General features: G+C 50.3%; 6 protein-coding genes. 2 read left to right on the top strand and 4 right to left on the bottom strand.

Going from position 1 to position 14,336, the window contains the following annotated elements; genetic code table 11:
- The first annotated feature begins 30 nt into the window (after nt 1–30).
- Nucleotides 31–1,236 carry an imidazolonepropionase gene (gene hutI / locus JKP77_RS08185; protein WP_218310696.1) on the top strand — a complete coding sequence of 402 codons (1,206 nt, stop codon included), beginning with the start codon at nt 31–33 and terminating at the stop codon, nt 1,234–1,236.
- Nucleotides 1,226–2,173, top strand: a complete 948-nt coding sequence (gene hutG, locus JKP77_RS08180) for a formimidoylglutamase (RefSeq protein ID WP_218310695.1) — start codon at nt 1,226–1,228, stop codon at nt 2,171–2,173. Before hutI ends, hutG begins: the two co-directional genes overlap by 11 nt.
- A gap of 26 nt (nt 2,174–2,199) precedes the next feature.
- Here hutG and JKP77_RS08175 read toward each other — a convergent pair whose 3' ends face one another.
- The 4 genes from JKP77_RS08175 to JKP77_RS08160 all read right to left on the bottom strand — a co-directional run bounded on the left by JKP77_RS08175 (nt 2,200) and on the right by JKP77_RS08160 (nt 14,173).
- Nucleotides 2,200–3,039, bottom strand: a complete 840-nt coding sequence (locus JKP77_RS08175; RefSeq protein ID WP_218310694.1) for a patatin-like phospholipase family protein — start codon at nt 3,037–3,039, stop codon at nt 2,200–2,202.
- 351 nt (nt 3,040–3,390) lie between these two features.
- Nucleotides 3,391–7,737, bottom strand: a complete 4,347-nt coding sequence (locus tag JKP77_RS08170; protein WP_218310727.1) for an alpha-1,6-glucosidase domain-containing protein — start codon at nt 7,735–7,737, stop codon at nt 3,391–3,393.
- A 71-nt stretch (nt 7,738–7,808) separates the two neighbouring features.
- Nucleotides 7,809–10,850: a TonB-dependent receptor gene (locus JKP77_RS08165; RefSeq protein ID WP_218310693.1), complete on the bottom strand. Its 3,042-nt coding sequence runs from the start codon at nt 10,848–10,850 to the stop codon at nt 7,809–7,811.
- A gap of 479 nt (nt 10,851–11,329) precedes the next feature.
- Nucleotides 11,330–14,173 (bottom strand): TonB-dependent receptor, encoded by a 2,844-nt coding sequence (locus JKP77_RS08160; RefSeq protein WP_218310692.1) that lies wholly within the window; start codon nt 14,171–14,173, stop codon nt 11,330–11,332.
- Between the last annotated feature and the right edge of the window lie 163 nt (nt 14,174–14,336).

Genomic DNA, 14,336 nt, shown 5'->3' with positions numbered 1-14,336 from the left:
AAAAACATGCTAACGAACCCGGAGGGATCGATGAACAACCTGCTCATCCGCAATGCCCGGATTGCCTCAATGCAGTCTGGCAGCGAAAAACATTTTGGCTTGCTCGAAGAGACCGATATCCGGGTAACTGACGGGATCATTCAGGAAATCGGGAGCAATCTGTCCGCACAACCAAACGAAACCGTGATTGAGGCCAATGGCGACTGGTGCCTTCCTGGTTTTGTAGACTGTCACACTCACCTGGTTTACGGTGGCGACCGTTCAGAGGAATTTGCACAACGTCTCGATGGCGTCAGCTATGAAGAAATCAGCCGCCGGGGAGGAGGAATTAAGAGTAGTGTCCGCGCAACCAGAAATTCGTCAGCAGAAAAATTAATCACACAGACACTTCGTCGCGCCAGACGATTGCGGGAAGAAGGTGTGACTACACTGGAAATTAAATCCGGGTACGGTCTGGATGAAGACACTGAGCTGAAAATGCTTACTGTTGCCGGCGCAGTTGCAGATAAGCTCGACATCAGTGTGATAAAAACGTATCTGGGCGCACACGCATTACCACCGGACAACGATTTACGTGCCGATGAATATATTGATTTTGTTTGTCAGGTAATGATCCCGAAAGTGGCAAAAGAGAAACTTGCCGATGCGGTAGACGTATTTTGCGAAACCGTTGGGTTTTCTCTTAAACAGACGCGCCGGGTTTTTGAGGCCGCTCGCGATGCAGGGTTGCCGGTGAAAGGTCATGTTGAGCAGTTAAGTGACAGCAAAGGTGCTGTGCTTGCCTGCGAATTTCAAGCCCTCTCTGTGGACCATATCGAATACCTGCAGGAGAGCGATGTCGCCACGTTAGCAGCAGCTGGCACCGTCGCGGTACTCTTACCAGGAGCCTATTATTACTTAAAGGAAACCCAAAAGCCGCCCGTTCAGGCGCTGCGTGAAGCCGGCGTGGATATGGCAGTGGCCACAGACATGAACCCAGGCACCTCACCCGTCGCTTCGCTGCTCACCTGCGCCAATATGGCAAGTTTGTTTTTTGGCCTTACAGTTGAAGAGGCGCTCAGAGGCATAACCATCAACGGCGCGAGAGCGTTAGGTCTTCATGATCGTGGTGAGATTGCCACTGGCAAACGCGCAGATCTCACATTGTGGGATATGCCCTCCCCGGCCTCTCTGATTTATGAGATAAATGGATACCGGCCACACACCATTATTGCCGGGGGCAAACATGTCGCATAACGCTTTGTGGACAGGCAGGACTGACTCAGAGGATGGCTCAGCGGGCTTTCGCTGGCATCAGGTTGTGCGCCCTTGCAGTGCTGCTCAGGATATCGGTAAAGGCGATACTGTACTACTCGGCTATCCTAATGACAGCGGTGTTCAGGCAAACAAAGGTCGGGTTGGCGCATCAGGCGGCCCCAACGCGCTCAGACAAGCAATGGCCAATCTGCCCTGGCAGTTATCAGGCCAGATCTGGGACCAAGGCGATAGCGACGTGGCAGACAGCCTGGACGCTACACAGCGTAATTTCGCCGCACAGATCTCAGACTTGCTCCAGCGCGGCAGCACAGTGCTTGGCTTGGGCGGCGGTCATGATATAGCGTGGGCGAGCTGGCAAGGCCTTCACCACGCAGACAGCACTAAGCGAATAGGCATTATCAATCTGGATGCGCATCTGGATTTGCGCTGCTGTGATGAAGTGACGTCGTCAGGCACGCCTTTCAGGCAAATTGCCGAATACAGTAATGCACGGGGTATCCCTTTTCAATATTGCTGTTTAGGCGTCTCAGAAGCTTCAAATACGCAAGCGCTGTTTAACTATGCCGAACAGTCAGGCACAACGGTATTGCCAGACTATGCCTTTACCGATGCCGCGGCGATAGCAAGCATTGCCCCGATGTTAAGTAACATAGACTCCCTGTACGTGACCATTTGTATGGATGCATTTCCTGCATCGTCTGCACCGGGGGTCAGCGCGCCCGCAGCAATCGGTGTAGAACCTGCTGCGGTGATCCGTTTTCTCAGGAAGCTAAGTGAGGTTGTCAGAGAACATAATATACGCTGGGCACTTAGCGATATTGCAGAACTCAACCCGACTTATGACAAAAGTGGCAAGACCGCACGTCTGGCGGCCAGAATGGCGTTTGAGCTCACACTGGCAATGCAGCGACCATAATTAATACCAATCTGTAATAATGTGGTTCAGGCCGCCTTGCGTTTCAAAACGCCCAGTGCGCGACGGGCGGCATTCACTCCATTTCGATAGCCCAGCGCCAGCTTAACCTTGTCCATCGTCAGCCGCTTCACTTTGAACGCGGCATCAGGGGCAATAACGGTCAGTTTGCAATCCTTTGGTGGATTGCGTAAAAACGCCAGCGTCTCATTATAAACGTCTGGTCTGCGCACCAGTGTCTGCAACAGCATGGGCTGATTACCGTATAGCTTTTCCATTAGCCACCCTGCCTTCATGGTAGGTTTACTAAAACCAAGAGGCTGCGACAGGATCACGGTTATATCCCTTGCCCCCATCTCATACGCTTTTCGCACCGGAATGGCATCAGCAACACCACCATCGGTATAGCGATTATCTCCAATTTTGGGCTGCTCACGATAGGCTGTGGGAATTGCACACGAGGCGACCATCAGTTCATCAATATTGGCCGCTGTCACGCGAGGATATTCACACTCGCCGGTATCCACATTTGTAACACCCACATACAGCGGCATGTCACTTTTTGGCGACGCACAACATTGGGGAAGCGCATCCTTACATTGGTGCCACAGCCAGTGAACATCGGTCATGTGTCCGCCTTTGATAAACCGCAGCGGGCTGAAAAATTCTTTCTTGGTCGCGTAGTCTGTGATTATCGTTTTGCTTAAGCCCGGCGTGCGCGTTACGTATGTAGACAGGTTTGTCGCACCTGCTGATACACCAATGGCAAAATCAAAGTCATAATGGTTTTTCGTCATAAACGTATCCAGTACGCCTGCTGCGAAAATACCACGCATGGCGCCACCTTCTACAACCAATGCTTTTTTCATGACATCTCTCCTTTTGGCCATGTAGTTTTTACTTAATCTGAAACGGACGTTACGGGCTTACATAACGCCACTTACAAACTGCGCACCTTGTTTTCACGTTGCTACAGACAACTAATAGATATCTGTTCATCAATGGCACGACTGGAATACTTATTCAGGTACTGCAAAATCTGGTCCAACCAGACGCGACAATCATCGCGAGGATGAAAGCATTGCGAAAGCGAGATTTATCGATTCATTACATCGACTTTTTTTCAACTTGGGGAACAGGGATATAATTGAGAAGGAGACTTTCACATCAGGCAAAAAAAAGCCGCTCAACAGCGGCTTTTTTGCATTAGTGATGAAAGATTATTTCTCCGTCACTGTCAGTGTGGGACTTCCACCATCCGGTCCTTCTACCTTGAACTCATAGGTACCCGCAGGTACATCTATCAGCAGGTTGTTGTTGCTGGTGGCGATAGATTTCGGGCTGTCTGGCGTCACCGCATTACTGGTTTCACCATCCGGGTTCCCCAGGTTAACCGTCGACCAGTCTTCGGAAGCAACCTTAAACTCTGTAGCCCCGGCACTCAGGTCGATGTCAACGGTATACACACCCGCCCCCTGGTACATGAACGGATTATCAATCCCCCATCCATTCATACCACCGCGAAGGAAGACCGGTGTATTGCCCCAAAACTCCTCTTTAAATACACGCAGTTTTGGCTCTTCCACCGAAGTCACATCAAAAATGAATACATAGGATTCTTCACTTTCGATGTCGATCACCAGGTTGTTGTCAGTAGGTGCCAGGAACGTGTCCTCACCCAGCGTCACCACTCTGTCTGCGTCATCACCTGAGAAGGCCCCCAGGTTCACCGTCGACCAGTCGTCAGTAGCAACTTTGAACTCATAGCTGCCCACCGCCAGGTCAATCGGCGTGGAATAAATGCGTCCACCCTGATGGGTCAGCGCATTGTCTGTACCCCAACCATTGAAGCCACCACGCACGTACACGGTTGTGTCTGCGTACAGGTCCTCATTTTCCACTGTAAGAACAGGCGCTTCTTTATCAGAGGCATCCACGGTGAACAGATACGTCGCATCTGCAGCAGGAGTAAATATCAGGTTGTTATTGCTAACAGCCAGTACCTTCTCTTCTTTCGCGATAACTTCCTGTGGGTCACCATCACGTGCACCGAAGTTCACCCCTGAAGGATCGCCCCAGTCTTCTGCAGCCACTTTGAATTCGTAGGTGGTATCAGCAGTTAGTGCTACCGCAACCTGATACACACCACCACCGGCGTATTCAAACGCATCGCTGGTACCCCAGTCATTCATACCGCCGCGCAGATACACCACCGTATCGCCGTAAGGTACAACATCCGGAGCCCCTGCCGTCGCCAGTGCTGACAAGCCGTAGCCCTGTGCGCCCATTTGTGGCTTCACAAACACTGCCATGGTCAGCGCCGGCACGGTAAAGGTACCGTTACCTTCATCATCGCCGGTACCTTCGGTGAAATAAGCACCACGAACAGTCGGATCTACCGAGTTCATATGTGTCATATGAAGCTCAAACCCTGTTGCCGTGTTCACCATGATGGACTTTTCTTCATAGCCTGTGTTTACCACTACCATGATCGCGTCATTCATCGGATCCAAGTCAGCCAGCATCTGGTCTGAATCCGGAGTGATACCGTCATCGATAGACATGGCAATCAGGCCTTGTTGCTGACGCCGTCCCAGATTATGGAAGCCAACACGGTCAATAATCGCCTGCCCGGTGGTCAGTCTGAACAGCGGGCTTTCCATACGAATGCTCAAATATTCGTTGAAGACGTTTGACGCAAACTCAATGTCTGACATGGATGCAGCACGCTCTGGCGAATAAATAAATTCACCCATTTCCTCCCAGCGCGCTTCGTTGTCCTGTGCCGGTGGCAGACCCACATTCCAGTTGTTGGTTTGATAGGTAAAATCTACGTAGTTAAACCAGTCGCCTGAGTCATAGCTGTTGCGGTCCATAGACTTCGAGCGCAGCATGTCACCGCCCATTTGCAGGAAGGGAATACCCTGCGACATCAGCGGCAGACCAATACCAATGTTCTGTGCACGAACACGTTCCGCCAGCGTCAGATCCATAGGTAAGGTGTAGTTAAACTGATCCCACAGCGTTTCATTATCGTGTTTTGAAACATAGTTGATAATGTCAGCCGGATCAGTGGCATAGCCACCTAAATTGCTGCCCGCACTGTCAACGTCGCCGGACGTATTCAGAATGTAGTTACTTAGCGTACCGGCCATGCCGATTTTCAGACGATCCTGGTCGCTCAGTGCTGCATCACTGTCAGGGTTGAAGATATTGCCCTGGCGGATAGCTTCACGAATACGGTCGTTATAAGTACCGATTTCCGTTCCGGCCATATTCAGCTGGTTCGCCTGCTCATACCCACGGTCGATTTTCGTCCAGCCCTCGCCGTAGAAATAGTTGTCGGGGTCAATGGCCTGTACGGCATCACGCAGACGTACCATGGTGTCCACGGTGGCCTGACTCATAATGTCAAAACGGAAGGCGTCGAACTTATACTGTTCGGTCCACATCATCAGAGAGTCATGCATGAATTTTTCCATCATGACATTGCGCGGCTCGGTATCATCACAGCAGGTTTCGCGAACGATGGCACCAGAGTCAACCTCATAACGGTGGTAGTAGCCCGGGACCACTTTATCCAATACCGATTTCGGGAATACACCCGACGCATTGGTGTGGTTGTACACCACGTCAAGTGCCACACGCAGCCCCATTTCATGCAGTGCCTGGTTCATCGCACGCATTTCGATAATTCGCTCAACCCCTTCTGCACTTGACGCATAACTGCCTTCTGGCGCATTAAAGTGGTGAGGATCATAACCCCAGTTGAAGGTGTCGACACCGCGCAGATCATTGGTCAGTTGCTGCGCTTTGGCGGCCTCTGACAACGGATCGTAGCTGTTGTATACATCAATCAATACGGCACCACTGGCTTCTTCATCGCATACTGCCGCGTTGCGGTTCAGTACGCACAGCTCACCGACGGTGCTGTAAAGATCGATGGTGTTAGCCGGATCTTCATCAATGGTAGCAATATCATTTGCAGGCAATACGTGGAAATAGTTAAGACCCGCATCCACCAGTTTCTGCAAGTGCATTACCGGCGCTGTACCTTCTTCTGTAAACGCCAGGTATTTACCACGGTTGACTTCAGAGGTTGACATGTCACGGGCACTGAAATCACGAATATGCCCTTCGTAAATAACCGCATCTTCCGGGTTCTCAATGGTTGGCACCATATGATCTTCCCAGCCTTCCGGTTTCAGGTCATCATCATTCAGATTCACAAAGCGTGAGAAGCGACCATTAGTGGTCAGAGAAACCGAATACGGGTCGGTCACACGCAGTGTCTCAATGCTATCGGTTATAGGGTGATAGACTGTCACTTCATAACGGTACAGGGTACGGTCCAGGTCCATTGACCCTTCGTAAGACCACACACCGCTGTCTTCATTCAGCGTCATATCATAAGACGCCGCCAGTGCTTTATTGTCGTTGTACGACAGCAAGCGAACATTTTGCGCGGTTGGCGCCCATACCGCCGCGGTAATCCCTGTGTCGGTATACACAGCCCCCAGCATGGCTTCGTCAGCATCGGCTTCGCCCGTGGTGTAGACCTGATCGATGGCATTCGCCATCTGGATACCGGTTGCTGCAACCAGCGTACCTTCAGAGTCATATCCTCCCAGAACCGCCTGGGTTTTCATGACGGCCTTTGCATCGGCGACTTCCCACTCGCCATACCAGGCAGTCATACCAGATAAGTGCGGCGCGATTGCAGCCTGCTCGTCCGTCAGCTCTGCCATTTCCAGCTCGACAGCGGTGCCGTTTAGGCCTTCTTCCAGAGAGGTTTCAAGATCGGCGGCAGCGGAATAATGTAGCTTCACAGTATTCACACCTTCCGGCGTATCCCAAAGCAGCGTATTGGTATCAAGCCAGTGTGCGGCAAGCCCTTCTATATCAACAGGCTGTGGACCTAATGACATAATCGGATACTCAAACACTACCGGCTCACCTGACAATGTAAAGTTCATTCGGGTGTAGGTTTCATCGTCCTGAACCAGTGAGCCTTTGAAATCGCCACCGCCAAGTTCTTTCCCGGAGTCTTCGGTGCCGATATGGATAATGAAGTTGTGACAGCTGCCATAACCTTCCTTCAATTCCAGTACCCAGTATGCACCGTAATTCGGATCGATACCGGTTGGCTGACGACCTGCAGCCCAATCGGTATCCGAATCGGCATAGGCGTCACACTCGTCGTTGTTCCAGGTATGCAGGCGCCAGCCGTCATACGCAGCATCGTTAGACGAGTTGTCCGCATCCACCGCAGCACGGTTGTAATACAGCACAGCCTGGTTATCGCCCGGGAAGAAAACCGGATCAGGCAGTGAAGGATCAGCTCCCACTACGCAGGCATCGTTAGTTTCGTTTGGTACTGTAGGTGGATCACACTCAATTGGCGGCGGGGCCACACACTCAGTCCCACTGGCATCAGGTACATTAGGTGCATCACAGGTCAGCAGGTTGCTGCTACCGGACTCAACGTCCGAGCCGCCACAGCCTGCAAGCACCATTGTTGTCAGCATTAAGGCAAAAAGCCCGAATGCCCGGTTTCTGTTACACATAGGTTGTTGCTCCGGTGTCATTCTTTTCATTGACGTCGTATTCCACGCGGTTTCTATTAAGGTTGTTAGTTTCATAGCGTGTACGTCATCCCCAGGAAGTATTGCGTTCCGAAGAACTGAATCGTTCCTGTTTGTTCAGGTGAAGTGAAATAACTTTTGGTAGGCTCGTCGGTAACGTTGTTTACCTGGAAGAGCACACTCATATTGTCGTTAATCTCGTATGAGGCCTGATAATCAATGACCAGTTCATCATCGAAGTTTACCGTCTGGTCGTTAACCGCAACCTGCTCAGAGACAAACGCATCACGGTAACGGCCTGATACGCGGGTTTCGAAACCCTCGTACTCCCAGAACAGCGTTACTGTTGCCACGTTCTCAGACAATCCAGGCAAGCGACTGGAGAACACGCCGTCACTCAGGGTGCGCTGGATTTCACTTTCGGTGTAAGAGTAACTCGCGCTGATCCCCAAACCTGACCACATACCTGGCAACATGCTGTAAATTTGCGTGTAGGCGACTTCCAGACCACGGATATATCCACCCTCAGCATTGTTGATTGCAGTCTCGTAGCGGCCGTTTTCTGTCGGTACAGAGACAAAGATAGGATCGCCATTGGCATCACGTGCCAGTTCAGGCTCCTGACCTGAGAACTCAGGTTCAAGGAATACCGGTACTTCAATTTCGCTGGGCACGGTAAATCCGTTGCCCTCGAAGTCATAGGGTTCGATGGCAATGTTCTCGATAAACGATTCAATATCTTTATAGAACGCCGCAACGATGAGCGCACCGTCGGTATCCTGGAAGTAGTACTCCCACGACACGTCATACTGAGTCGCGTAGAACGGATCCAGATACGGGCTGTTGCGTGCCGAGCCATTAATTTTCGCTGTGGGGTTAGACAGGGTAACTTCGCCTGAATCGCGATCCATGGTTGCAGCTACCTCTTCCACATTCGTTGATGAGTTGGCTGCAAAGCGGTTTATCGGTGCCCGCCCCATGACTTTCGCAGCAGCTACACGAAGCTGCGTTGCATCGGTTAGTTTAAAGTTCAGGTTGATTGAAGGCAGAATATCTGTGAATTCGTGTGACAAAATTGTCGGACGATAAAAGTTGTTTATCAGGCCGACTTCGTCAGTGATATTTTGCGCACCGGCGCTAGGATCACTCACCTCAACCGACGTGCCCGTTTCAGGATCGGTAACGAATCGTGTTGCCCGCTGCAGTGTGGTCGAACGTTGTTTGGAACGCACATAACGAACCCCCACATTACCGGAAACCGGAATATCGCCAATTTCAGTATTAATATTTGCCATCAGATATGCGGCATTCACGGTTTCGAAAACGTCGCCGCTTTCCTGTACCGACCAAGCGGTTGCCGGGCCTGTGCCAGGACCGTTAATGACACCGGCTGCCCCCGGCCCCCAGGTTTGCGCTGGCTGAGGAATACCGCCAGGGAACCAGGCATTAAGTGCATTGTTCAGATCTACGGATAGATAACTTGGGAAATAGCCGAAATCGCCCGACCAGTTCACTACATCAACCATATCCTGAGTCAGTCGAAGTGGAGGCTGGCTGGCAGAGAAACCACCATCATTACCAAACTCAAAGACTGAACGGTCATTACTGTAATCGCGATCAGAATAACGGTAACCAAACTCCCACGAGGAGAACAGCGGCATATCAACGTAATATTGGAAATCTACCCGATACGCATTCAACTCATCTTCGTTTTCGTAAGGGTAAATCCCGTACTTACTGACCATAACACGGTCGATATCAGAGAATGCATCCGCCTGATTAAATGCCAGGTCAGGCAGGTTTAATCCATTCAACAGATAAGAAATCTGTACATTTTCGTCAAAGGTCGGGCTGGCAGCATCGGCATCTTCAGATACCAGTGACCATAACAAACCATTTCGGAAATTACTTTCTGCTTTAGACAGTGATACGTCAAACTGCGCAGCCAGATTGTCCGTGATTTGCCAGTCGGCCTTAATGCCGTAGCTTTCGACCTGATCGAAATCCTGATTATCATCATTCACCATTTCAACACGGGTAAAACTGCTGTCGGTACGGGTAAACGTGCCACCAATCACGCTGTTATTGACGATAACAGGATTAGTAATACCGGCATTAACACCACCGAGCTTCACACGGTAACCACGGGCAAACGCTTCAGAATCAAATTTGGAAACAAACGCATCCGCTTTCAGCGTAAAGTTTTCTACGGGGGCCCATTCAAACGCAGCCATATAACCGTCGCGGGTTTCTTCACCGCCTTTATGCTGCATCTCAAAGCCTTCGCTGATGAGCTCGCACTCAGGGCACTCGCTGCCAACGTTGTCCATGTCACCTTCGACACCATCGACATCCACCTCACCGTTATAGGCCAGGCCAACAAACTGAGTAGAAACGCTGGGCTGGAACAGGCGGGCGTAACCCAAAGACACGCCAACCGTGTCATCCATAAATTTTCCCTGATACGAGAAGCTGATGCGGTGACCATACTCCTCTGCATCCGGTATTTCGCTGGCGCGGTCGTTGTACATACCACGGATATTTGCACTGAACTTATGCTGTTCTTCGATGGCCAGCGGACTCGCTGTCTGCAGCTCGACCGTACCGGCAACGCCACCTTCAATCAGGGATGCTTTTGGCGATTTATATACCGCAGCCGAGTTTATTAGCTCAGACGGATACTGGTCGAACTCAATCGCGCGGCTACCGCTGGTGGATACCTGTTCCCTTCCATTGAGTGTAGAAAAAACAAAATCGCCAGCAAGACCACGGATATTGATTTCCGCTGCCTGACCGCCTGTACGCACTGCTGAGATACCTGGCAGTCGCGTTAACGCATCTGCCATAGACACATCCGGCAAGCCGCCTAAATCGTCCGCAGAAATCTGCTCTGACACAGTATCGCTAAAACGTTTCTGGTTTAGTGACTGGATGAGGCTGGTACTAAAGCCTCTAACTTCAATACGCTCGATGACCTCTTCATCAGGAGTATTCTCCTCTGATTCAGCCTCCTGGGCATATACAGGCTGCGAGACATACGCAAGCCCACTTGCCATCAAGGCAGCCATGATGGTGCTGGGTCTGAATGTTTTCATGGGTGTCCCATTCCTTTTTTTATAGTTGGCCGTTTCTTCTACCGCTTAATGAACGGCCTATTATGGTTCAACTATGAATACTAGCGCTTAGTATGAAAAAGGAGCAATCGACTGCATACGTATTCAATAACAATATGAAACATTTTATTTACACAAATATGCGCTCGTCTGCTTAGTTTTACTAAAAAACAACAAAATACAGAAAATGTCATACAAAATGCGGCCAAGAGTCACGAAGGTCCGCGCAACAAATTCACAATGCAATAACATTGCTTGGCTAAGGGTAAAGGTTCGAGTGAATAAAGTATGAATGATCCAGGGAAGGTGCGAGCGCGTCAGCTTCCCTACGTCAGAAATGAAAGTAATGGTTAACGTCGGCGTGAGTGAAATAAAAAAACCGCGACAAACCTGTGATTTGCGCGGTTTACACCCTAAGTATCCAGGGGAAGCGGTGCTTCCTGCACCGCTCAGTCAGGGAATCAGAACGAGTAGTTGAAGCCCAACAGGTAGTTGGCACCGTAATGCTGGTACAAGGTGACCTGTCTTGAGTCAGCACCTGAAGACTGAATATCATCTTCATCGGTGATGTTCTGCGCCTGTAAGGTTACGCGCAGACCTTCCAGGTACTCAATGCCAGATTCGCTAAAGTCATAACCAATCTGTGCATCGATAAAGGTACCACCCTGGTTAGTAGAGTCAGACAGCGCCAGACTCAGACCGCGGGTTTCACTTAAGTAATCTGTACGTTTCGTTGCGGCAACACGGAATTCAAAGCCGGCGTTTTCATAGAAAACCGTCATGCTGTAGTTTTCGTCAGAAAGACCCGGTATACGCGTTTCCGATGTCCCTGGTGCGGCATCTGCGTACCCGTCAAGGAACGTGGCACTGGCAAATAAACCGAAGCCTTCCAGCGAGTCATGCAGAAGTTCGCCGGGTAAGCTACCCTGCACTTCCCAACCGCGTACAAAACCTTCGTAGCCATCTTGTGGACGAGAGTTTTCGCCTACGAACAGAACCGGAGCCTGATTCCCTGTCTCATCTGAACTCTGGTGAATTGCAGGAATATAGAATTCAGTAAAGTCTTGTGAAACAGCGTTACTACGATGCCAGTTTTTCAGATCTTTATAGAAGAAGGAAACAGCAACGTAACCAGTTTCAGAGAAGTAGTTCTCGTACGCCAGATCAAACTGATTCGCCTCATAAGGTTTCAGCTCAGGGTTACCTGATGATGCGCCCCACGGGCTGTTATCCGGGTCGTCACTCAGGATCTGACTGTCGTTAAACGAGAAGGTTACCTGACTGTTCGGACGCATATCATCCATACGCGGACGCGTCAGCACTTTGCTCAAACCAAGACGTACAAACTGCCCTTCTGCGAACTCGGCACTTAAGTTAAGCGTAGGGAGTACGTCGGTGTAATCCGTTCCGCCTGATACCGGTAGCGCTTCAACATAACCCAGACTGTCAGAAGTGGTAGCAAAACCCGTAGACTGTTGGTCAGCGTTAACAATTTGCAGACCTACATTACCGCGGATGTAAATACCTTCATATTCCGTATCGATATTCAGCTTACCGTAAAGCGTAGTCAGCTGTTCTTCCACTTCATAAGTGTCACCTAAACGATCGGCCTGTACCAGCTGTGCATCCAGCTCACTGTAGTAACCACTGTTGTAAAGACCCAGTGAGTCGTAAGCAAGCACCCCATTAATTCCCACGAAGTCCATAGGAACCACACCCAGCACGTCAGGGATTGCACCGTCTCCGGGATACTCAGGTGCCGTCAGATACGCACCGTTGTTAACTTTAGACTTAGTACGATCTGAATAGACGATGCCAAATTCAACGCCTGAGACAATACCCCAGTCGACAAAGCCTTCCGCATCCAGACGGTAAGTGTTCAGTTCCTCTTCAAACACAGGCTTGTTAACAAAGCCATCTTGCTGATCAGAGAAGTACACAGCGTCGCCGTCTTCGTTAAGAATAGTTGGGCCCCATGCCTGAGGACCGGCAAGACGAATCAGGCTTGGGTCTGTCAGATCCACCGGGTCAACGGTTGGGTGGTCAGAATAAACTACGCCGTTTGACGTCATCTGCCATGAACGTGCGGCTAATGGACGGCCGTCAGTGCCGGCACGACCTACACCTGAATAACTCTCAACATCGGTGATTGTCTTATCGACCTTGCCTGAGGATATATCGGCATTAACCGTCCAGTTATCATTTAACAGATACTCAGCATTCAGTGCCAGCGTAGTCAGCTCAGCTTCCTGTTGGCGTACGTCATTTCGAACCACGCTGTAAAAGCCGTCATAATAACCTGATGTGGCAAGCCCATTTTGTACTTCAGTTACTGTGTACGCGCTGCCTACACCAAATTCCGGACCGCCCTCTTCAAGACCACGACGCGCATCGTCTTCCAGAAAGTCGATATACAAGCCGTCAAACTGTAGCGTCAGCTTATCAGACGGAGCCCACTGAATCACAGTAGCGATAGAGTCACGCTCCATCATGGCTGAGCGCGCGAAGCTGTCGTGTCCAGCCTGAACTACCGTACCTTCAGGAATATCAACATCAGCACGTGCTGCGGCGTCTGGAGAAACACCCGCATAGCCCCAAATGCGTGACTGTTGCTCCTGACGCGGTGATTCCATCGTCGCGATAGTCAGTGCTACACCAAGGGTATCGTCAGCGAACTGGTCAACGTAGTTGAACGACAGACGGTGACCGTTATCGTCAAAGTCAGGGTTGAGGGCATCTTCTTTGTTTTGTTCGTAAGTACCGTTAATGGTCATCGTACTTTCGGCTGTTAACGGCTTCACCGTTTGCAGGTCGATTGAACCACCGATACTTTGTGTCGTCATTCCGGCTTCAGGTGTTTTGTAAACCAGAATGTTTGAAATGATTTCTGTAGGGTACAGGTCAAACTCAACACCACGGTTGTCACCCATACCTAAAAGCTCACGGCCATTTAGTGTAGTGCCGACGTAGTTCTCGTTGAAACCACGAACAGAAATACCGCTGGTACGACCGTTACGACGCTCGCCGGCAAGGCCAGGCAGACGCGCCAGCGACTCAGCGATACTGGTATCAGGAAGCTTACCAATATCTTCAGCAGACAGCGCTTCTACGATAGACGTATTGTCCATTTTGATGGCCTGAGCACGCTGCAGTGAGCCGCGGATACCAGAAACCTGGATAACTTCCACCATGCTTTCATCAACTTGATCAGTCTCTGTGTCCTGCGCCATTGCTGGCATGCTACCAAAAGCCATACCACTGGAAATCAGCGCCGCTTTAATTAGGTTCGGTTTGAATTGTGTCATAAGGAGGGTGTCCCATTCAGTTAGTTAGATTGTCTTTGTTATTGGTGTTATGACAATTCGATGACATTCAATTAGTCGGTGAGCATCCTAACTGTAGGGTCTTAATTGCTCAATTGCCTGCATACGTATTCATTAAAATTGATATACACGGCATTAACATTTA

It is taken from the genome of Alteromonas antoniana, assembly GCF_019249295.1.
Classification (GTDB): domain Bacteria; phylum Pseudomonadota; class Gammaproteobacteria; order Enterobacterales; family Alteromonadaceae; genus Alteromonas; species Alteromonas antoniana.
The sequence above is the reverse complement of the archived record's forward strand: the minus strand, read 5'-3'. Positions and strand labels throughout refer to the sequence as shown.